This is a genomic window from Massilia cavernae (genome assembly GCF_003590855.1).
GTDB classification, from domain to species: Bacteria; Pseudomonadota; Gammaproteobacteria; order Burkholderiales; family Burkholderiaceae_D; genus Telluria_A; species Telluria_A cavernae.
Genome location: NZ_QYUP01000078.1, coordinates 1 through 19253, shown reverse-complemented (window position 1 = coordinate 19253; position 19253 = coordinate 1). Strand labels below are relative to the sequence as shown.

The 19253-nt window shown below is 63.5% G+C and carries 22 protein-coding genes and 1 pseudogene; 17 read left to right on the top strand and 6 right to left on the bottom strand.

Annotated elements, in window-relative coordinates; genetic code table 11:
- The coding region (locus D3872_RS07880; RefSeq protein WP_147373831.1) for an MFS transporter at window positions 1-670 on the top strand (670 nt) is incomplete at its 5' end.
- Window positions 671-823: 153 nt separating this feature from the next.
- Here the strand turns inward: D3872_RS07880 and smpB are convergent.
- A complete protein-coding gene (gene smpB / locus D3872_RS07875) occupies window positions 824-1273 on the bottom strand; it encodes an SsrA-binding protein SmpB (protein WP_119810259.1) in 450 nt (149 codons plus the stop codon).
- Between the two features lie 73 nt (window positions 1274-1346).
- Between smpB and D3872_RS07870 the strand changes: the two genes are divergently transcribed.
- Together D3872_RS07870 and D3872_RS07865 are read left to right on the top strand one after the other, a co-directional pair.
- Window positions 1347-1778, top strand: coding sequence for a type II toxin-antitoxin system RatA family toxin (locus D3872_RS07870; RefSeq protein ID WP_119810258.1), 432 nt, complete (start codon window positions 1347-1349; stop codon window positions 1776-1778).
- On the top strand, window positions 1771-2070 hold the full coding sequence (locus tag D3872_RS07865; protein ID WP_119810257.1) for an RnfH family protein: 300 nt from the start codon (window positions 1771-1773) through the stop codon (window positions 2068-2070). The genes D3872_RS07870 and D3872_RS07865 overlap by 8 nt, the downstream gene beginning before the upstream one ends.
- A gap of 36 nt (window positions 2071-2106) precedes the next feature.
- Here D3872_RS07865 and D3872_RS07860 read toward each other — a convergent pair whose 3' ends face one another.
- Window positions 2107-2634, bottom strand: a complete 528-nt coding sequence (locus D3872_RS07860) for a DUF4124 domain-containing protein (RefSeq protein ID WP_119810256.1) — start codon at window positions 2632-2634, stop codon at window positions 2107-2109.
- A gap of 152 nt (window positions 2635-2786) precedes the next feature.
- Between D3872_RS07860 and guaB the strand changes: the two genes are divergently transcribed.
- Both guaB and guaA read left to right on the top strand, forming a co-directional pair.
- Window positions 2787-4247: an IMP dehydrogenase gene (gene guaB, locus D3872_RS07855; protein WP_119810255.1), complete on the top strand. Its 1461-nt coding sequence runs from the start codon at window positions 2787-2789 to the stop codon at window positions 4245-4247.
- 92 nt (window positions 4248-4339) lie between these two features.
- Window positions 4340-5978 (top strand): annotated as a pseudogene (guaA, locus tag D3872_RS07850) (glutamine-hydrolyzing GMP synthase).
- 141 nt (window positions 5979-6119) lie between these two features.
- On the opposite strand, the gene D3872_RS27440 reads toward guaA, so the two are convergent.
- Together D3872_RS27440 and D3872_RS27435 are read right to left on the bottom strand one after the other, a co-directional pair.
- Entirely contained in the window at window positions 6120-6266 is a 147-nt protein-coding gene (locus D3872_RS27440; protein WP_220476902.1) for an antitoxin Xre/MbcA/ParS toxin-binding domain-containing protein, read from the bottom strand.
- Entirely contained in the window at window positions 6235-6468 is a 234-nt protein-coding gene (locus D3872_RS27435; protein ID WP_370660955.1) for an antitoxin Xre-like helix-turn-helix domain-containing protein, read from the bottom strand. Before D3872_RS27435 ends, D3872_RS27440 begins: the two co-directional genes overlap by 32 nt.
- Before the next feature lie 339 nt (window positions 6469-6807).
- On the opposite strand from D3872_RS27435, the gene D3872_RS07840 reads away from it, so the two are divergent.
- Complete coding sequence (locus D3872_RS07840) at window positions 6808-7014, top strand: hypothetical protein (RefSeq protein ID WP_147373830.1); 207 nt, start codon at window positions 6808-6810, stop codon at window positions 7012-7014.
- Window positions 7011-7631: an ORF6N domain-containing protein gene (locus tag D3872_RS07835; RefSeq protein WP_229459219.1), complete on the top strand. Its 621-nt coding sequence runs from the start codon at window positions 7011-7013 to the stop codon at window positions 7629-7631. Before D3872_RS07840 ends, D3872_RS07835 begins: the two co-directional genes overlap by 4 nt.
- A gap of 14 nt (window positions 7632-7645) precedes the next feature.
- On the opposite strand, the gene D3872_RS07830 is transcribed toward D3872_RS07835, so the two are convergent.
- On the bottom strand, window positions 7646-8410 hold the full coding sequence (locus D3872_RS07830) for an SDR family NAD(P)-dependent oxidoreductase (RefSeq protein WP_119810252.1): 765 nt from the start codon (window positions 8408-8410) through the stop codon (window positions 7646-7648).
- Between the two features lie 354 nt (window positions 8411-8764).
- On the opposite strand from D3872_RS07830, the gene D3872_RS25620 reads away from it, so the two are divergent.
- Window positions 8765-8935 (top strand): hypothetical protein, encoded by a 171-nt coding sequence (locus D3872_RS25620; RefSeq protein ID WP_182915723.1) that lies wholly within the window; start codon window positions 8765-8767, stop codon window positions 8933-8935.
- A gap of 55 nt (window positions 8936-8990) precedes the next feature.
- Here the strand turns inward: D3872_RS25620 and D3872_RS07825 are convergent, their stop codons facing one another.
- Window positions 8991-10928, bottom strand: coding sequence for a putative bifunctional diguanylate cyclase/phosphodiesterase (locus D3872_RS07825; RefSeq protein ID WP_229459218.1), 1938 nt, complete (start codon window positions 10926-10928; stop codon window positions 8991-8993).
- 132 nt (window positions 10929-11060) lie between these two features.
- Between D3872_RS07825 and D3872_RS07820 the strand changes: the two genes are divergently transcribed.
- The 9 genes from D3872_RS07820 to D3872_RS07780 form a co-directional block, all read left to right on the top strand.
- Window positions 11061-11963, top strand: a complete 903-nt coding sequence (locus tag D3872_RS07820) for a VOC family protein (protein WP_119810251.1) — start codon at window positions 11061-11063, stop codon at window positions 11961-11963.
- Entirely contained in the window at window positions 11960-12835 is an 876-nt protein-coding gene (locus D3872_RS07815) for a CoA transferase subunit A (protein ID WP_119810250.1), read from the top strand. Before D3872_RS07820 ends, D3872_RS07815 begins: the two co-directional genes overlap by 4 nt.
- A 6-nt stretch (window positions 12836-12841) precedes the next feature.
- Window positions 12842-13615: a CoA-transferase subunit beta gene (locus tag D3872_RS07810; RefSeq protein ID WP_182915722.1), complete on the top strand. Its 774-nt coding sequence runs from the start codon at window positions 12842-12844 to the stop codon at window positions 13613-13615.
- A gap of 18 nt (window positions 13616-13633) precedes the next feature.
- Window positions 13634-14527 (top strand): enoyl-CoA hydratase, encoded by an 894-nt coding sequence (locus D3872_RS07805; protein ID WP_119810249.1) that lies wholly within the window; start codon window positions 13634-13636, stop codon window positions 14525-14527.
- Complete coding sequence (locus tag D3872_RS07800) at window positions 14524-15588, top strand: NAD(P)H-dependent flavin oxidoreductase (protein WP_119810248.1); 1065 nt, start codon at window positions 14524-14526, stop codon at window positions 15586-15588. The genes D3872_RS07805 and D3872_RS07800 overlap by 4 nt, the downstream gene beginning before the upstream one ends.
- A 28-nt stretch (window positions 15589-15616) precedes the next feature.
- Window positions 15617-16372 (top strand): enoyl-CoA hydratase family protein, encoded by a 756-nt coding sequence (locus D3872_RS07795; protein WP_119810247.1) that lies wholly within the window; start codon window positions 15617-15619, stop codon window positions 16370-16372.
- 18 nt (window positions 16373-16390) lie between these two features.
- On the top strand, window positions 16391-17551 hold the full coding sequence (locus tag D3872_RS07790) for an acyl-CoA dehydrogenase family protein (protein WP_119810246.1): 1161 nt from the start codon (window positions 16391-16393) through the stop codon (window positions 17549-17551).
- A 14-nt stretch (window positions 17552-17565) separates the two neighbouring features.
- Window positions 17566-18624 carry an acyl-CoA dehydrogenase family protein gene (locus tag D3872_RS07785; RefSeq protein WP_119810245.1) on the top strand — a complete coding sequence of 353 codons (1059 nt, stop codon included), beginning with the start codon at window positions 17566-17568 and terminating at the stop codon, window positions 18622-18624.
- A 23-nt stretch (window positions 18625-18647) separates the two neighbouring features.
- A partial coding sequence (locus tag D3872_RS07780) for a thiolase family protein (RefSeq protein WP_274381701.1) occupies window positions 18648-19253 on the top strand: 606 nt, incomplete at its 3' end.

Here is a 19253-nt window from a genome sequence, read left to right as displayed (position 1 = left end):
TATTTGCGCGCTGCTGATCGCACTGGTGTACCGCATGCTGCCCGAGAGCCTGCCGAAGGAGCAGCGCCATGCCTTCCATGGCGTGGGATCGCCAGGAACTACTGAAGGTGCTGAAGACCCGCAGTTCCTGCTGCTGTCGCTGTCCGTCGGTCTGGCGTTTGGCGGACTGTCGTGTATATCGGGGGCCGCGGCCAACTTCGTGATGGAGATCCTGCACCTGCCGGAGACGGCGTTCGCGTGGCTGTTCGTACCCTTGATTAGCGGGATGGTGATCGGCTCGGCCTGGGGCGGGAAGAGGGCGGACAAGATCAGGCCGACGCGCATGGTGTGGATCGGGTTTGGATTGATGGCCGCTGCGGCTGTGGTCAACGTCGGATATAACGCGCTGTTTGTGGCGGAGGTGCCTTGGGCTGTGCTGCCGCTGATGGTTTATACATTCGGACTCGCGGTGGCCATGCCGGCAATCCAGGTCGGGGCGCTGGGGCTGTTCCCGGAGAACCGCGGGCTGGCCTCGTCGATGCTGGCGTTTATCCAGATGATGGCGTTTGCGCTGGTGTCGGGGTTGGTGGCACCGGCGTTGTTTGGCAGCGCGTTTAAGCTGGCGTGCGGGGTATTGGTGGGGATGGTGGGGAGTCTTGCGTGCTGGAGGATTAGTCGCAAGGTGATGTGAGGCTGATTCGGCGGATGCGCTTTGCTTATCCGCCCTACGGCCTACATAAACGTAGGGCGGATAAGCGGAGCGCATCCGCGTGGCATGCGTTTCGGCGACTCATGGCGGATTACGCTGCGCTAATCCACCCTACGGTACGTGGTACGTCCGCTCTTACCGCTTGTTCTGCTTCATCGCGCTCGCGACTTCGCGCTTGGCGTCACGGTCCTTCTCCGTCGCGCGCTTGTCGTGCTGCTTCTTGCCCTTGGCGAGGCCGATCTCGCACTTCACCCGGCCACCCTTGTAGTGCAGGTTCAGCGGTACCAGGGTGTAGCCCGATCGTTCTACCTTCCCAATCAGCTTGTCCACTTCGGCCCGGTGCAGCAGCAGCTTGCGCGTGCGGATTGCCTCGGGGTGGCTGAAGGCAGATGCCGCCTCCAGCGCGCTGATGTGTGCGCCGAACAGGTACAGCTCGTCGCCGCGCACGACGACGTAGGCTTCCTTGATCTGGACCCGCGAGGCGCGGATGGCTTTGACCTCCCATCCTTCCAGCACAATGCCGGCCTCGTAACGGTCCTCGATGAAGTAGTCGTGGAAGGCTTTTTTGTTATCAACAATACTCATGAAATAGCGAAATTGCGCGGTTCGGTTAAACTACTAATGCAACATATCCAACATCATAACAAACGGTTGACTAATGGCAGTAGTTCACAAATCAGTTTTCTTGGGGTATAGCGCGGAACAGATGTTCGATCTGGTAGCGCAGGTTGAGGATTATCCGAAATTCCTGCCGTGGTGCGGCGGGGTCAAGGTGCTGGAACGTACTGACGACACGCTGGTCGCCTGCCTGGCGATCCATTTCCACGGCGTTCACCAGAGCTTCACGACCAGCAATCACAACATGCGGCCCACCCAGATGAAAATGAAACTGGTGGACGGGCCATTCAAGGTGATGGATGGTACCTGGACTTTCAAGGCGCTGCGCGCCGATGCGTGCAAGGTCGAATTCGACCTGCACTACGAGTTTTCAAGTATTATCCTCGAGCAGCTGATCGGACCCGTGTTCGGGATGATTGCGAACAGTATGGTCGATTCGTTCTGCAAGCGGGCGGAAACCGTTTATGGCTGATCTGGTCAATGTGCAGGTGTGCTATGCGACGGCCGCGTGCGAGATTTTTCGCGACGTGAGCGTGGAGGTGGGCAGCACGATTGAGCAGGCGATCGCGAAGAGTGGGGTGTTGGAAGATTTTCCGGGCATCGACCTGGCAGTGCAGCCGGTAGGTATTTTCGGGAAGAAGAAGGCACTCGATACCGTGGTGCGCGAGCTGGACCGGATTGAAATCTATCGGGCGCTGGTGGCTGATCCGAAGGATTCGCGGCGCAGGCGGGCACACAAGAAGGCGGCCGAAGCGCAGGAGTGATGGCGCTTCGGCGGATGATGCTTTCTGTCAGATGGGCTACTTGCAGCTGGCGATCACCTTGGCCGTCTTGGCCTTGTTCAGGGCGCGCTCCGCGTCGCTCATGTATGCCGGTTCACCTTTACTGGTCGTCGCAAGGCGGACGCCGGAATCGAGTTGCGCCATGTAGTCGCGCGCGACGGTGCAGTTCTCGGCAACGGCCGCCTTCATCTTCGCTTCTTCCGCTGCCTTCTTGTCGCGCTCCGCCTTCTCCGCGGCGCGCTTGTTGAAGTCCATATTGCGCTCGGCGACCGTCAGCGGCGCAGCCTTTGCGGCAGCGGCGGCCGTCTTGGCGTCCGCAGCCGCTTTCGCCTGCGCATCGACGTCGGTCGGCACCAGCGCCACCGGCTGCCTTCCCGGCGCCTTCAGGATATTCTTGTCGGGGATCGACGAGGGCGGCGAACGGTCGGAGAACTGCTTGATGCCTTTCTCGTCGATCCAGACATATTGCGCATTTGCCATGCCGGCCGCAGCGAGCAGTGCCGCGCCAGCCAGCAGGCGTCGAAAGGTTGGGGTACCAGCAATCATTGAATATTTCCGTAAAGAAGCTTTGGACTGATTTCCTCATGCTTCGGTGCGCGTGTCAACGATGGCGGACGGATTTCGGCAAGAATGTTGGCTGCTGCAGACGGTTGGCGCGAACTTCTGTATAATTCGCTTTTGCGCCTATAGGAAATGCTATGCGTCTACTTCAGAAAGCACTCACATTCGATGATGTGCTGCTCGTTCCGGCTTACTCGAATATTCTCCCAGCCGAAACTTCCCTCAAAACTCGCCTGACCCGCAACATCTCGCTCAACATTCCTTTGTTGTCGGCTGCGATGGATACGGTTACCGAAGCCCGCCTGGCAATTGCTATGGCGCAGGAAGGCGGCATCGGCATTATTCACAAGAATCTCAAGCCGAAAGACCAGGCGCGTGAAGTTGCGCGCGTCAAGCGTTTCGAGGCTGGCGTACTGCGCGACCCGATTACGATTCCTCCGACCATGAAGATCCGCGACGTGATCGCGCTGACCGGTCAGTATGGCATCAGTGGTTTCCCTGTCGTTGAAGGCAATACCGTGGTCGGCATCATCACCAACCGCGACCTGCGTTTCGAGGAGGAGCTCGATGCGGAAGTGCGCGCCAAGATGACCCCGCGCGAGAAGCTGGTGTACGTCAAGGAAGGCGCCGATACGGCCGAAGCCAAGCGCCTGATGAACAAGCACCGCCTCGAGCGCGTGCTGGTGGTCAACGACGAGTTCGACCTGAAGGGCCTGATCACCGTCAAGGACATCCAGAAATCGACCGAGCACCCGTTTGCGTCGAAGGACCAGTTCGGCAAGCTGCTGGTCGGCGCGGCGGTTGGCGTCAGCCAGCGCGACGAAGAGCGCATCGAGCTGCTGGTTGCAGCCGGCGTGGACGTGCTGGTGGTCGATACCGCGCACGGCCATTCGCAAGGCATCCTCGACCGCGTCAAGTGGATCAAGACCAAGTTCCCGCACGTTGACGTCATTGGCGGCAATATCGCTACCGCGGCTGCCGCGCTGGCGCTGGTTGAACACGGCGCGGATGCGGTCAAGGTCGGCATCGGCCCAGGCTCGATCTGCACCACCCGTATCGTGGCAGGCGTTGGCGTGCCGCAGATTACCGCGATCTCCAACGTGGCCGAAGCCCTGAAGGGCACCGGTGTGCCATGTATCGCCGACGGCGGCGTTCGTTTCTCCGGCGACGTTTCCAAGGCGCTGGCAGCAGGCGCATCGACCGTCATGATGGGTTCGATGTTTGCCGGTACCGATGAAGCGCCGGGCGAAGTGATCCTGTACCAGGGACGCAGCTACAAGTCGTACCGCGGCATGGGTTCGCTGGGTGCGATGGCCGATGGCTCGGCCGACCGCTACTTCCAGGAAGCCGGTGCGCGCGTCGACAAGTTTGTTCCGGAGGGTATCGAAGGCCGCGTTGCCTACAAGGGCAGTGTGGTTGCCATCGTCTACCAGCTGGTAGGCGGCGTGCGCCAGTCGATGGGCTACTGCGGCTGCGCAACCATCGACGAACTGCGCGAGAAAGCCGAGTTCGTTGAGATCACGTCGGCCGGCATGCGCGAATCGCACGTGCACGACGTGCAGATCACGAAGGAAGCGCCGAACTACCGTTCGGAGTAAAAGTTAAAGCGTGGGCAGGGATTTCCTGCCCACGTTCGCATTTGCCTCATTGTTTTCGCGCCGCCACGGCGCTATCTCATTCATCGGTCTCCATGCATTCTAAAATCCTCATTCTCGATTTCGGTTCCCAGGTAACCCAGCTGATCGCGCGCCGCGTGCGCGACGCGGGCGTGTTCTCCGAAGTCTATCCATACGACGTCAGCGACGAGTTCGTTCGCAACTATGGCGCGGCGGGCGTGATCCTGTCGGGCAGCCACAACTCGACGCTGGAAGGCGATTCGCCGCGCGCGCCGCAGCAGCGGTGCTTCGAGCTGGGCGTGCCTGTGCTCGGCATCTGCCTACGCATGCAAAACCATGGCTGCCCAAACTGTGGGTGGCAAGCGTTCGAAAAACGGGCGGCTGCGCACCTCCCATCGTGCGCGAATCGGCTATGCCGAAGACGCGCGCGCGGCCCATACGCCGCTGCTGAAACGGCATCAATACTTCGTCACCGACGAAGGCACGGCATGCTGAAGTGTGATTGAAGGCCACGGCGACAAGGTGCTCGACATGCCGCCAGTTTTCAAGCTGATGGCATACCGAAAGCCTGGTTCCGATCGCGACGATGGCGACGAAGAGCGCGCGTTTCTACGCGCTGCAGTTCCAATCTTGAAGTGGACGCCACAACCTTCGCAGCAAGGCCATCCTCGGCCGCTTCGTGCACGAGATTGCGCGCTGCAAGTCGCGACTGGAAACTGCCGACTATATCTCCGAAGCAGTTTGCAAGATTCGCGAGCAGGTGGGTAGCGATGAAGTGATCCTGGGCCTGTCGGGCGGCGTCGATTCGAGCGTGCGCGGCACTGACATCCACCGCGCCATCCGGCGACCAGCTGACCTGCGTGTTCGTCGACCACGGCCTGCTCGTCTGGATGAAGGCAAGATGGTCATGACATGTTCGCCAAGAACCTTGGGCGTGAGGCTGCTGCGCATCGATGCGGAAGACCAATTCCTGGGCCACCTGAAGGGCGTTGCCGATCCTGAAGCCAAGCGCAAGATCATCGCCGCGAGTTCGTGGAATTGTCAGGTTGAGGCGGGGCAACTGAGCAACGCCAAGTGGCTGCACAGGGCACCATTTACCCGACCGTATCGAAAGCGGCGGGCAAGGCAAGAAGGCGCCAGACATCAAGAGCCACCACAACGTAGTGCGGGCTGCCGGAAACGCCGCTGAACCTGAAGCTGCTGGAGCCGCTGCGCGAACTGTTCAAGGACGAAGTGCGCAAGCTGGGCGTGGCGCTGGGGCTGCCGCATGACATGGTTTACCGTCATCCGTTCCCTGGCCCGGGGCTGGGCGTGCGTATCCTGGGTGAAGTGAAGAAGGAATACGCGGACCTGCTGCGCCGCGCCGATGCGATCTTCATCGAGGAACTGCGCAAGACGCCGTGCGAGATTCCTGCGCTGGAAAGCATCGATGCGGGCGAGGCGCCGAAGAACTGGTACGAGGCGACCAGCCAGGCGTTTGCGGTGTTCCTTCCGGTGAAATCGGTGGGCGTGATGGGCGATGGCCGTACCTACGAGTACGTTGTCGCGCTGCGCGCGGTGCAGACGCTGGACTTCATGACGGCGCAGTGGGCGCATCTGCCGCATAGCCTGCTGGGCAAGGTGTCGAACCGGATCATTAATGAAGTGCGCGGGATTAATCGCGTGGTTTATGATATTTCGGGTAAGCCGCCTGCGACTATCGAGTGGGAATGAGTTTCTGCTAAGAGAGTAAGAACCCGCTTTGGCGGGTTTTTAACGGGGGTCGTGCACGCTGCGGACTACAACCGCGGATCGTAGACGAAGTGTCTGGCGACTACCGCGGTTGTCTTTGCGGCGAAAGGGCAAACCGAGCCATTACGACACTACTCCGTGCTCGATCCTGCCAAGTGTGTCCAGCACGAGCTCATATCCTACTTCGGTGTCCAGTAGCGAAAGGGGCACTTCGCCGCCCAGGGATCTGTTGTTCTGCCTAAGCCATGTCTTCGCGGCTTCTTCGTCCATCAGTACTTGTTTGGCATTGCCGTAACACTTTCTCGGCCCGGTACATGCGATCCTGTTCGGTTGGAGAAAGTTTTCCATTCGCGCTGATGCGCCCCTTGACCGTACCCTTAGGCAGGCGTAAGAGATCGAAAAGTTTGTCCTGGCTTAGTCCAAGATTCGACGCGATTCCGGGTATGGTTCGCGCCGACGTCCCATTCCTCATTCTCGCGATAAGCTCCAAGGGTCCTCCATGGGATGTGATCGCAGGCGCTTTCCTGTCTACATCCAGTTCCGCGACTCCATCTGTCCCTGGATTCGTGCGGTAGGCCTCCACGCAAAACGATCCGCCATGACGCCGAACGCTGACTGTCCGGCCTAAGTCGAATTTCACCATGCGATCGTCGCCTGCTCGTGCCGCAGCCTTAGGACGATCAAGTTGCCTCTTCGGTAAGGCCTTCATAATGGGTATCCGATTCTAGACCAGGACGTGTCGTAAATATAATCATTCTACGATCATGTGGCGATCGACTTCAAGAAACCGCGCTTGCACTCGGAGGTCTTCATGTTGGATTTAGTATGCGCCGTCTCGGACGCGAAGCCGATCAACAACGTGCGCCTGCAGGAGCGCTTCCGTGCCTCGGCGCAATGTGAATCAAAAGAACAGGAAGCGGTAATCCGCCTCATCTCTGCCGTCACGGGCAAGCATTGCGCGGGATCGGCCATGCAGTCCATGCGCAAGTTGAGTGGCCACGCAAAGGATGTAGCTTGAGCGCCAAGCCGGCGGCGCACCTGCCGGTGGGATCAATCACCAGCCACATCCGCCTCATCCGCGAACAGAAGGTGCTGCTCGATAGCGACCTTGCCGCACTGTACGGCGTCACCACCAGTGGCCTGGTGCAGGCAGTCAAGCGCAATGTCGACCGTTTTCCGGCGGACTTCATGTTCCAGCTCGATGCCGGCGAGTGGGAGGCTTTGAGATCACAATCTGTGATCTCAAACGGCGGCCGTGGCGGTCGGCGCTATGCGCCCTATGCCTTCACCGAGCAGGGCGTGGCAATGCTCTCGTCGGTGCTGGGCAGCCCACAGGCCATCGCCGTCAACATCGAGATCATGCGAGCCTTCGTGCGCCTGCGTGAAGTGATCGTCTCGAACAAGGAATTGGCACTGCGCCTGGACGAGCTGGAGAACAAGACCGAGTTGGTGTCGCTGAAGCACGACACGTTCGAGCACAACACGCGCGTGCAGTTGAAGCAGATTTTTGACGCCATCCGCGAATTGATGGCGCCGGCCGAGCCCGTCCAGAAACGTCCCATCGGTTTTGTGACTCCCGACGACGTGTCGATCAAGCTGAAGGCAGCTAAAGGAAAAGATACACCCCCTTCTTAGCTGCTCACCTGAGATCAAGCGGTTACCGAGCCACCATTCAGCGCCAATACCTGTCCGGTCATCCATGATGCCTCGGAAGAGGCAAGATAGGCCACGGCTGCGCCAACATCGTCAGGCGTTCCGGCGCGCCCCACGGCGGTCTGTGCCTTGGCGACTTCGTCATACCCGAAATTGTTCATGCAACCCAGGGACAGGGCATTGGCGGTGACGCCGCTGCGGCCGACCTCATGGGCCAACTGACGCATGAAGCCCAGCGCTGCGGCCTTCGCGGCAGCGTAATTGCTCAGGCCATAGCTCAGCCCCACTCGCCACGATTCGGAGCTGATGATGACGACGCGACCGAACTTGCGCTCGCACATGCCGTCCAGAACCAAACGGGTCAGGCCAAGTACCGCCCGCAGATTCAGATCGAGCTGTACTTCAAAGTCCTTGTCCTCCAAATCCCTGAACTTGCGCAATGAGTCTGGCATCCCTGGCGGAACCCCGGCGTTATGTACCAGGATGTCGATGTTGCCAAATTCCTTGCGCGCGACATCGATGATTTGTTGGCGCACTTCCGGTTTGGTAATATCCCCCGGCGCGGCGCATACTTGAAAGCCCTCGGCACGTAGCGCCTGTGCGCTCGTTTCTGCGCGATCGGCATAATAATCGTTGATTATCACGCGTGCGCCCTGGGTGGCCAGTGCGCGCACGATACCCAGGCCCATGCCTTGACCGGATCCGGTCACCAGCGCAACGCGGCCTGACAAATCAAACAGTGGTTGAGAAGCTGTATTCATCTTATCTCCTGTGACTATTATAAAAAAAACTGAAATCGATCGAGGGAAGCACGTCGTTCAAGACATGGCTTGGGCAACTAATTCAGCACATGTACTCTTATGTGGGATCTTGCGCCAGCAGGCGTAATTCGAGAATCGTCCAGCAAGACTAGGACAGATCGAATTGTTCGCGTTCGGCCGATGGGAATCTCGGCCGGAGTTAGGTGACGGCGCCGTCGGCCGAGGCGGGAAACGCCGGCTGACGAATAATTCAGCGCTTCGCCAGCGCGTAGTCCGAATGGACGATTGAACGCGCATAGTGCGGCAGTACCTTAAGAGCGTGCCTCGTGAACCTCCCCCTCTAAGGTGAATATCATGTCGATTCCTCGTTTTCGTACGGTGCTGGTGGTCGCAGTTGGCGTCGCTGGAATGGTTTGGTTGCTCGGCATCCATGAACCTCAACCCAAGGCAACTGTCGATCAGCTCTATCGTGCCGCCGCTGCACAGGCGGGGGTAGAGCAAATATTCCAGGGCTTCCGACGTTGATTCCATACTGCGCCTGTAGGCATGGGCTGCGCGGATATCGTAGCCTCCGGCTGGACTAACGCCACGCCTGCTGCCAATCCTGGAATTGCTGCGCAGGCATCGGCCTGCTGATCAGGTAACCTTGCGCGATATCGCAGCCGAGCAGGGCCAGGCGTTCCCATACGGCTTCGCTTTCGACGCCTTCCGCTACCACTTTCAGGCCGAGGTTGTGGCCCAGTTCGATCGTCGAGGTGACGATCGTCGCTGAATCGCCGTTTGCCGCCATGGGAGTGACAAATGACCGGTCGATCTTGAGGCCGTCGACCGGCAGCTTCTGGAGATAGCTCAGGCTTGAATAGCCGGTGCCGTAGTCATCGACAAACAGGTCGACATCCAGCCGCTTCAAGCGGTCCAGCGTTTCCATCGCGCCGACCGGATCGGCCATCAGGGCACTTTCGGTCAGTTCGAACTGGACCAGTCCGGGAGCGATGCCCCAGGTGGAAATCAATCCCTCGATTCTGTCGACCAGTCCGGAATCGTAGAGGTCGAGCGCCGACAGGTTGATCGCCAATTCCTGTCCCGCCCCAGCGCTCTGCCAGGTGTGGCATTGGCGGAACGCCGCTTCCAGGATCCAGGTGGTGAGGCGTGTAATCAATCCGGCCTGTTCGACCAGCAAAATTAGTTCCTGCGTCGCCACCATGCCGTGCTGCGGATGCTCCCAGCGCACCAGCACCTCGGCGCCGCACAGGCGGCGCGACGCCATATCGACCTTGGGCTGGTAATACAGGCTGAGCTCGTCGTGCCTGATGGCCCGCTGCAAATCGGCCATCAGCGCCATGCGCCGGACGCTTTCCTGCTCCTGCCCGCTGACGTACATGGCATAGCCGCCGCGCGCAGGCTTGGCCTGGTACATGGCCGCATTGGCGCGCCGGATCAGGCTATCCGCTGCGCTGGCGTGGCCAGGAAACATCGCCATGCCGATGAGCACCCTCGCGTCGAGCATCAGGCTGCCAACCTTGAGCGGTTCGTACAGCGCCTTGTTCAGCCGGCTCGCCACCTCGGTGGCGTACTCGGCGCTGCTGCGTGGCAGCAGCAGGGCGAGTTCGGCGTCACCCACCCGCGCAATCACGGCATCGTCCGGCAATGCGGCTTTCAGGCGGCGGCAGATCTTGCGCAGCAGTTCGTCGCCCGCCCGGTAGCCCAGGACCTTGTTGATTTCATGGTAACGGCTCACGTGCATGTGCAAGAGCGCCAGCGACTGGTGCTCCCGCTTCGCGGTCTGGATCGCAGCGTCCAGTTGTTCGAGAAATAGCGTGCGATTGGGCAGCCCCGTCAGGCTGTCGTAATAGGCCAGGTGCGCAATGGTCGCCTGCGCCTCCCGGTGCCGTGCCTGCACGCGCAGGTTGGCAATGCCATAGGCGAGATCGTCCGCCAGCTCCCCGAGCAGCGCGACTTCTTCGGTATCGAAGGCATCGGCTTCCTCGGCAGCCATGCTCAAGGCGCCCAACACCTTGCCGTCGACGCGCAAGGGAAACGCCGCAGTGGCCAAATAGCCCTTCCTGGCCGCGTCCTCGCGCAAGTGGGCGAAGCTGGGGCCGGCGTAGGCGGGATCGGTCAGGATTTTTCTGCCGATAACAGGCTCCCCGGTGCGGATCGCGACGGCGCTTGCGCTTTGCCCCAATTCCGTGTCGGCCCAGGTGAGGTGCCAGGTGCCGGCAGCATCCCGTTCCGGACCGACGTAGGCGGCCCACCGGATACTCTTGTCCTCGTCCGCCTCGGCATAGCCAACCGAGGCGAGACGGTAGCCCCCCGCCTCCACGATGACCTGGCACATTTGCCGCAGCAGTTCATCTTCGGCGGACGCACGCAGCAAGGTACGGTTGCCGGCGCTCAATGTCTTGTATGCACGCTTGACGCGCGCGAACCCGGCGGCGCTTTGCCCGGCTTCCGGCGTAGGGTGCGTATCGGCAGGGTGAGGCATCAGTCCCGCTCCCGTGGTGTGTTCCAGGTCCATTCTACTCCAATCGATGAGCGCGCCAGCCTACGGCAGCCCCGGGTCCGGCGGTAGTCTTATTGGACGATGATTCAGCGCCGCCTGCGAACAATAATCGATGCATACACCAGCTATCCAAGGAGAGAGCGCATCATGGCAGATATCAGAGGCTTGGCCTACATCGTCGCCGAAACCACCGACCTCGCCAAGTGGCGGGACTATGCCGAACAGGTCCTCGGCATGATGGCGTCCACGGCGCCCGATGGCGGGCTGCACCTGAAAATGGACGAACGCCAGTTCCGCATCGCCGTCCAGAAGGGCGAGCGGGACGCCTACGTCGCCACCGGCTGGGAAGTGGCCAGCAAGGCCGGTTTCACCACCGCCGTCGACGCCTTGCGCGCGGCAGGGGTCGAGGTTGCGCTTGGCAGCACTGCCTTGTGCGCCAAGCGCTGCGTGCAACAGCTGGCGGCGTTCGACGACCCGTCGGGCAACCGCCACGAGATCGTCTGGGGCTTCCAGTCGGAGTTCCGCCACTTCGCCTCGCCAGTCGGTGTGGCGCGCTTCATCACCGGCGACATCGGCATGGGCCACGTGGTGCTGCCGGCCGTGGCCTTCGAGGAGACCATGCGCCTGTTCTGCGACGTGCTCGGCTTCGGCCTGGCCGACATGTTCAACTTCAAGCCGGCAGGCGACGCCGGCCCGACCCTGCCGATCTACTTCTTACATTGCAATAACGGCCGTCACCACAGCCTGGCGCTTGCCGGCTTCCCGGTTCCAAGCGGCTGCGTGCACCTGATGGTCGAAGTCGAATCGATGCCGGAGGTCGGCCGCGCCATGGACCGCATGGCCGCGCATGCGGTGCCGCAATCGTCGACGCTCGGCCAGCACACCAACGACAAGGTCATTTCGTTCTACATGAAGTCCCCGTCGGGCTTCGACGTCGAATACGGCTACGGCGGCACGGTGGTCGACTGGGCCAGCCACATTACCCACGAGTTCACCCAGGTCAGCCTGTGGGGACATGATTTTTCGGTCGGACAGAAAGGCCAGCAATGAACAAGCAAATGAGTGCGCGCGACGTCGTCGCGCAACTGAAAGACGGCATGACCATCGGCATCGGTGGCTGGGGCCCGCGCCGCAAGCCGATGGCGCTGGTGCGCGAAATCCTGCGCTCGCCGCTGAAGGACCTCACCGTGGTCGCCTACGGCGGCGCCGATGTCGGCATGCTGTGCGCCGCCGGCAAGATCCGCAAGCTGGTATTCGCCTTCGTCTCGCTCGACGCCATTCCGCTCGAACCCTACTTCCGCCAGGCGCGCCAGGCCGGTGAACTCGAGGTGATGGAAATCGACGAGGGCATGCTGATGCTGGGCCTGAAGGCGGCCGCCATGCGGGTGCCGTTCATCCCTACCAGGATCGGCCTGGGCACCGACGTCATCCGCTACAACCCCGAGATCAAGGTGATCGGCTCGCCTTACGACGGCAAGGACTGGGTCGCGATGCCTGCGCTGCCGCTCGACGCCGCGCTGCTGCACGTCGACCGCGCCAGCGCGCGCGGCGTGTGCCAGGTGCGCGGGCCGGACATCTACATGGACGACCTGTTCGCCCGCGCCGCGCGCAGCACCTATGTGTCGTGCGAGGAGCTGGTCGACGACGCCTTCTTCGCCCAGGGCGACGAGGCGCGCTACGTCCACTGGGAACGCGCAGCTACGACCGGCGTGGTGCACCTGCCGGGCGGCGCCCATCCTGCCTCCTGCACGCCGGCCTACGGCGTCGATCAGGCCCACCTGCGGCTGTACGCCGCCAGCGCGCGGGAAGAGGGCGGCTGGGCGCGTTACGCCGAGCGCTACGTCGAAGCTGGCGAAGCGGCCTACATCGACGCTGTCGGCGGCCTCGCCGCCATCGCCAAACTCCCGGCTACGGTCTATTGAAAGGACATGCTTGTGAACGATTTTTCCCTGATTGACCGTATCGTCTGCGCCGCGGCGCAGGCATGGAGCGAGGATGGCGAAGTGCTGGCCACCGGCATCGGCGTGGTGCCTCGGCTGGCCGCCTCCCTGTGCATGGCATCCACCAATCCCGACCTGATGATGACCGACTCCGAAGCCTGGCTGGTGAGCGAGCCGGTGCCGCTCGGTCCGCGCGGCGACTACCAGCTGCAGCGCGAAACCTGGATGGGTTTCTCGCGCATCTTCGATAATGTCTGGAGCGGCAAGCGCCATGCGATGGTCGGGCCGACCCAGGTCGACCGCTTCGGCCAGGCCAACATCTCGATGGTCGGCGCCGACTACCGGCGTCCCAAGGTGCAGATGCTCGGTGTGCGCGGCTTCCCCGGCAACTCGATCAGCCATGCCAATTCCTTCTTCATCCCGCAGCACAGCCCGAAGGTGTTCGTTGCCGGCGAAGTCGACATGGTTGCCTCGATCGGCTACAACCCGGCGCGCCTGCCGCGCGGCTACAGCTTCGATGAGATCGACCTGCGCCGCATCGTCACCAATCTGTGCGTGCTGGATTTCGGCGGCCCGCAGCGCCAGATGCGCATCGTGTCCCTGCATCCGGGCGTGAGCGCGCAGCAGGTGCAGGAGGCGACCGGCTTCCCGCTGCATATCCCGGATGCGATCCCCGAAACGCCGGCGCCGACCGCGGCCCAGCTGGAGCTGCTGGCACGCCTCGACCCGCACCAGCTGCGCGCCAGCGCGCTGGGCGCCTGACTTTCCCGGAGACCAGCCATGCCCGACCAGTCCGAATTTGTGCAGCGTGCCGACCACGCAACCTACGAAACCGAGTGCCCGGTGCTGTACCAGGCCTGCGACGGCGTGGCGACGCTGACGATGAACCGTCCGCAGTTCAACAATGCGCAGAACTCGCAGATGACCTACGCGCTCGACGCCGCGTTCCAGCGCGCCGTCGACGACGATACGGTACGCGTGATCGTGTTGCGCGGCAGCGGCAGGCATTTCAGCGCCGGCCACGATATCGGCACGCCGGCGCGCGACGTCAACAAATCGTTCGAGCGCGCCAGCCTGTGGTGGGACCATGCCAACAAGCCCGGCGCGGAATTCAACTATGCGCGCGAACAGGAAGTCTATGTCGGCATGTGCCGGCGCTGGCACGACATTCCGAAGCCGACCATCGCGATGGTGCAGGGTGCCTGCGTGGCCGGCGGCCTGATGCTGGCCTGGGTGTGCGACCTGATCGTCGCCTCCGACGACGCCTTCTTCCAGGACCCGGTGGTCCGCATGGGCATTCCAGGCGTCGAATATTTCGCCCACGCGCAGGAACTCAATCCGCGCATCGCCAAGGAATTCCTGTTCCTCGGCGAGCGCATGTCCGCCGAGCGCGCCTACGCAATGGGAATGGTCAACCGGGTGGTGCCGGCCGCGCAACTGGAGGAGCAGACCGCGGCGATCGCAGCCCGCATCGCCGCGCAGCCGCGCCTCGGCCTGGCGCTGACCAAGCAGGTGCTCAACCGCGCCGAAGATTTGCAGGGCTTGCGCGCGACAATCGACATGGCGTATGGCTACCACCAGCTGGCCCACGCCCACGGGCAACTGCTCGGCCAGGGCCACCTGGGCGGACATGACGCGGCATCGATGGCGGCCGCCAACAAGGCCTCCGCATGAACGCCGCGCTGCATACCCCGCTGTGCGACCTGCTCGGTTGCCGCTACCCGATCGTGCAGACCGCGATGGGCTGGGTGGCCGGCCCCGAGCTGGTGGCGGCGACCTGCAACGCGGGCGCGTTCGGCTTCCTGGCCGGCGCTACCATCCCCGCCGAGCGGATCGAAGCCGACATCCTGCGCGTCAAGGAGCTGACCGGCGACAAGCCGTTCGGCCTGAATTTCCATATGTTCCAGCCGAACGCCCAGCAGTTGCTCGACCTGGCCGTCAAGCATAAGGTGCGCGCGGTCAGCTATGGCCGCGGCCCGGACAGCAAGACCATCGGCCGCCTGCGCGACGCCGGCATCGTCTGCATGCCGACGGTGGGCGCGCTGAAGCACGCGCAGAAGGCGATCGAGATGGGCGCGAACGCGATCACGATCCAGGGCGGCGAAGGCGGCGGCCATACCGGCGCGGTGCCGACCACGGTGCTGCTGCCGCAGGTGGTCGATGCCGTCCAAGTGCCGGTGGTGGCGGCCGGCGGCTTCTACGACGGCCGCGGCCTGCTCGCCGCGCTGGCCTACGGCGCGCAGGGCGTGGCGATGGGCACGCGCTTCCTGATGACCACCGACAGCGGGGTGCCGGTGCAGACGCTGGAACGCTACCTGGCCGTGCGCGACGCCGAGCAGGTGCGCGTGTCCTACCTGGTCGATGGCATGCCGCAGCGAATGATCGGCAACGAGTTCCTCGCCTCGCTGGAAAACGCCGCGCCGCTGCGCCGGGTGTGGATCGCGCTGCGCAGTGCGCTGGCGTGGAAAAAACAGACCGGCATGACCAGCCGCCACGCCATGGGCGTGCTGCTGCAGGCGATGCGCCAGGACGCCGCCTCGGTGGCCCAGGTGGTGATGGCGGCCAACGCGCCGATGCTGCTGCAGCGCTCCATGGTCGACGGCAAGCCTGCCGAGGGCGTGATGTCCTCGGGCCAGGTGGTGGCACTGATCGGCCAGCTGCTGTCGTGCCAACAGGTGGTCGACGCCATCGTCGCCGACGCCTGCCGCATCCGTGCGCGCATCGGCGCCTACTAATCAACCAGACACATACCAGGAAACGACCATGAATCCGCAGTTTTCCACAACCCTCCACGACAACGGCGTCGCCGAAATCGTGCTCGACCGGCCGCCGGTCAACGCCCTCAACGACGCCGGCTGGCACGCACTGGCGGCGGGCATTACCGCCCTCGGCGCGCAGGCCGCCGTGCGCGTCATCGTGATCCGTGCCGAAGGGCGCGGGTTTTGCGCCGGCGTCGACATCAAGGAACTGAACGCCGACGATCGACTTATCGTGTCGGTCAACGCCGGCAACTACGCCACCTTCAAGGCGGTCCACCGCAGCCCGGTGCCCGTCATCGCCGCAGTGCACGGCTTCGTACTGGGCGGCGGCATCGGCATCTGCGGCGCCGCCGACATCGTGATCGCCGCCGACGACGCCTCGTTCGGCCTGCCCGAGGTCGACCGCGGCGCGATGGGCGGCGCGGCGCACCTCCAGCGCCTGTTCGGGCTGCAGAAGACCCGTTACGCGTTCTTCACCGGCGAGATGATCCCGGCCGCTGAAGCGTGGCGCCTCGGCGGCGTCGAACGGGTGGTGCCGCGCGCCGAGCTGCGTTCGACCGCGCTGGAGATCGCGGCGCGGATTGCCGCCAAGAGTCCTGCCATGATCCGCATCGCCAAGGAGGCGCTGAACGGCATCGAGGACGGCAACCTGGAAGACAAATACCGCTGGGAGCAGGGCTTCACCCTGCAGGCCTACATGAGCCCCGATTCGGCCGAGACCCGCCAGGCCTTCGTCGAGAAACGCGATGCGACCTTTTAAGCACCAGGAGCCGACGACATGGAACTAACATATACGGAAGCACAGAAGGCGTTCCGGCAGCAGGTGCGCGCGTGGCTGCGCGAACATGTGCCGTCCGAGCCCTTCGCCAACTACGATACGCGCGAGGGCTTCGAGCAGCACCGGCGCTGGGAAGCCACCCTGGCCGACGGCGGCTGGAGCAGCGTGACCTGGCCGGTGGAACTGGGCGGGCGCGGCTGCGACCTGATCGACTGGCTGATCTTCGAAGAGGAATACTGGGCGGCCGGGGCGCCGATGCGGGTCAACCAGAACGGTATCCTGCTGCTCGGGCCGACCCTCATGGAATTCGGCACCGAGGAACAGAAGCAGCGCTTCCTGCCGCGCATGGCGCGCTGCGACGACATGTGGGCGCAGGGCTGGTCGGAACCGAACGCCGGCTCCGACATGGCCGCCATCAGCAGCCGCGCCACGCGGGAGGGCGACCATTACGTGCTCAACGGGCAAAAGACCTGGTCGACCCGCGCGCTGTTCGCCAACTGGATGTTCGGCCTATTCCGCACCGAGCCGCAATCGCAGCGCCATCATGGCTTGAGCTACCTGCTGGTGCCGCTTGATTCGCCCGGCATCACAGTGCGCCCGATCAAGGCGCTCAACGGCCAGGACGCGTTTGCCGAAGTGTTCTTCGACGACGTCCGGGTACCGGTCGAGAACCTGCTGGGCGCCGAAGGCAGCGGCTGGCAGGTGGCGATGGCGACCGCCGGCTTCGAACGCGGCCTGCTGCTGCGTTCCCCGGCGCGCTTCCAGCACACCGCGCACAAGCTGATGCAGCTGTACCAGGCCAACCGCGCCCAGGCCGACCGCGATCCGTCGATCGGAGAGGCGGTGATGCGGGCATGGATGGGAGCCGAGGCCTACAGCCTGTCGTCCTACCATACGGTGGGAAGGCTGCAGCGCGGCGCCACCATCGGCGCCGAATCGAGCACCAACAAGATCTTCTGGTCCGAACTCGACCTCGAGATGCACGAAACGGCGATGCGCATCCTCGGCGCGCGCGCCGAACTGACTGGTGAAGCAGCCGCCGCCAACGGCGACTGGCTGGAAGGCTTCCTGTTCGCCCAGGCCGGCCCGATCTATGCGGGCACCAACGAAATTCAACGCAACATCATCGCCGAGCGTGTGCTTGGCCTGCCCAAGAGCTGAGCCGGAGGGAACCCATGGACTTTACCTTTACCGAAGAGCAGGTCGCATTCCGCGATTCGATCAGCCGCTTTTTCATGACCGAGGCGCCGCCGGAGATGCTGCGCGAGATCTGGGAAACCGACCTTGGCCGCTCGCCGACGTTGCGCGCAAAAATCGCCGCGCAAGGCATCTTCAGCCTGTCGGTGCCTGAGGCCGACGGCGGCATGGGCATGGGCGACATCGACTGGGCCCTGCTGACGCAGGAGCTGGGCTACTACGCGATTCCCGACTCGATGTCCGACACCGCCTACGTGGCCACCGGCCTGCTGGCGGCGCTGCCGGCCGGGCATCCGGTGCGTTCCGAGTGGCTGGCGCGTATGGTCACCGGCGACTGCCGCATCGCGGTCGGCCACCCCGTCAACCCCTGGGTAGCCGACGCCGAGCTGGCCGACCTGCTGCTGCTGGCGCACGGCACGGAAGTGCATGCGGTGCCGCGTGCTGCGGTCAGCCTGGCCGCGCTGCCCAGCATCGACGCTTCGCGCCGGCTGGCGCAGGTGGAATGGCAGCCGGGCCCGGACACGCTGCTGGCCGATGGCGCAGCCGGCCAGGCGCTGTGGGACGAAACGCTCGAGCGCGGCGCTCTCAACGTCAGCGGCCAGCTGCTGGGCCTGGCCCAGCGCATGCTCGACCTGGCGGTCGATTACGCAGCCCAGCGCAAACAGTTCGGCAAGCCGATCGGCGCCTTCCAGGCGGTCAAGCACCATCTGGCCGACGTCGTCACCAAGATCGAATTTGCCAAACCGGTGCTGTACCGCGCCGTGGTCGCGCTGGCGCATGGCGACAGCAACCGCGCACTGCGCGTGTCGCACGCCAAACTGGCCTGCGCCGAGGCGGCATGGACGGCCGCGCGCAAGGCGATCCAGGTGCATGGCGCCATGGGCTATACCTGGGAGGTCGACCTGCAGATGTTCATGAAGCGCGCCTGGGTGCTGGATGCCGCCTGGGGCGACCGCGCCTTCCACAAGGCGCGCGTGGCGGCGGCCCTGCTGGCCGACGGCGCGCCGCTCGGCCCTGCGGCCAGCTTTTCAAACTAACCCTCCCTGCTGAAGAGACCACCATGGCAGAAGCCTATATTGTCGATGCACTGCGTTCGCCCACCGGCAAGCGCAACGGAGCATTGGCCGCAATCCACGGCGCCGACCTCGGCGCCCACGTGCTGCGCGCGCTGGTCGAGCGCAACGCGATTCCCGCCGAACAGTACGACGACGTCATTTTCGGCTGCGTCGATACCATCGGTTCGCTGGCCGGCAACATCGCGCGCACCTCGTGGCTGGCCGCCGGCCTGCCGCTCGAGGTGCCCGGCACCACGGTCGACCGCCAGTGCGGTTCCTCGCAGCAGGCGCTGCACTTCGCCGCGCAGGCGGTGATGAGCGGGACCCAGGACGTGGTCGTTGCGGCCGGCGTGCAAACCATGTCGAGCATCCCGATTTCGTCGGCCATGCTGGCCGGGCGTCCGCTCGGCTTCACCACCCCGTTCGCCGAGAGCCGCGGCTGGCAGGCGCGCTTCGGCGATGCGCCGGTCAACCAGTTCTATGCGGCGCAGCGCATCGCCGACCATTGGGATATTTCGCGCACGCAGATGGAGAAGTTCGCGCTGGCCAGCCACGAACGCGCGCTGCACGCGATGCGCAGCGGCCGCTTCGACGGCGAGATCGTGCCGCTG

What these genes read in the sequence shown, in the direction of transcription:
- smpB (WP_119810259.1), bottom strand. Translation starts at nt 1,273, where the DNA reads ATGAGTATTGTTGATAACAAAAAAGCCTTCCACGACTACTTCATCGAG.
- D3872_RS07870 (WP_119810258.1), top strand. Translation starts at nt 1,347, where the DNA reads ATGGCAGTAGTTCACAAATCAGTTTTCTTGGGGTATAGCGCGGAACAG.
- D3872_RS07865 (WP_119810257.1), top strand. Translation starts at nt 1,771, where the DNA reads ATGGCTGATCTGGTCAATGTGCAGGTGTGCTATGCGACGGCCGCGTGC.
- D3872_RS07860 (WP_119810256.1), bottom strand. Translation starts at nt 2,634, where the DNA reads ATGATTGCTGGTACCCCAACCTTTCGACGCCTGCTGGCTGGCGCGGCA.
- guaB (WP_119810255.1), top strand. Translation starts at nt 2,787, where the DNA reads ATGCGTCTACTTCAGAAAGCACTCACATTCGATGATGTGCTGCTCGTT.
- D3872_RS27440 (WP_220476902.1), bottom strand. Translation starts at nt 6,266, where the DNA reads ATGGACGAAGAAGCCGCGAAGACATGGCTTAGGCAGAACAACAGATCC.
- D3872_RS27435 (WP_370660955.1), bottom strand. Translation starts at nt 6,468, where the DNA reads ATGAGGAATGGGACGTCGGCGCGAACCATACCCGGAATCGCGTCGAAT.
- D3872_RS07840 (WP_147373830.1), top strand. Translation starts at nt 6,808, where the DNA reads ATGTTGGATTTAGTATGCGCCGTCTCGGACGCGAAGCCGATCAACAAC.
- D3872_RS07830 (WP_119810252.1), bottom strand. Translation starts at nt 8,410, where the DNA reads ATGAATACAGCTTCTCAACCACTGTTTGATTTGTCAGGCCGCGTTGCG.
- D3872_RS25620 (WP_182915723.1), top strand. Translation starts at nt 8,765, where the DNA reads ATGTCGATTCCTCGTTTTCGTACGGTGCTGGTGGTCGCAGTTGGCGTC.
- D3872_RS07825 (WP_229459218.1), bottom strand. Translation starts at nt 10,928, where the DNA reads ATGGACCTGGAACACACCACGGGAGCGGGACTGATGCCTCACCCTGCC.
- D3872_RS07820 (WP_119810251.1), top strand. Translation starts at nt 11,061, where the DNA reads ATGGCAGATATCAGAGGCTTGGCCTACATCGTCGCCGAAACCACCGAC.
- D3872_RS07815 (WP_119810250.1), top strand. Translation starts at nt 11,960, where the DNA reads ATGAACAAGCAAATGAGTGCGCGCGACGTCGTCGCGCAACTGAAAGAC.
- D3872_RS07810 (WP_182915722.1), top strand. Translation starts at nt 12,842, where the DNA reads ATGCTTGTGAACGATTTTTCCCTGATTGACCGTATCGTCTGCGCCGCG.
- D3872_RS07805 (WP_119810249.1), top strand. Translation starts at nt 13,634, where the DNA reads ATGCCCGACCAGTCCGAATTTGTGCAGCGTGCCGACCACGCAACCTAC.
- D3872_RS07800 (WP_119810248.1), top strand. Translation starts at nt 14,524, where the DNA reads ATGAACGCCGCGCTGCATACCCCGCTGTGCGACCTGCTCGGTTGCCGC.
- D3872_RS07795 (WP_119810247.1), top strand. Translation starts at nt 15,617, where the DNA reads ATGAATCCGCAGTTTTCCACAACCCTCCACGACAACGGCGTCGCCGAA.
- D3872_RS07790 (WP_119810246.1), top strand. Translation starts at nt 16,391, where the DNA reads ATGGAACTAACATATACGGAAGCACAGAAGGCGTTCCGGCAGCAGGTG.
- D3872_RS07785 (WP_119810245.1), top strand. Translation starts at nt 17,566, where the DNA reads ATGGACTTTACCTTTACCGAAGAGCAGGTCGCATTCCGCGATTCGATC.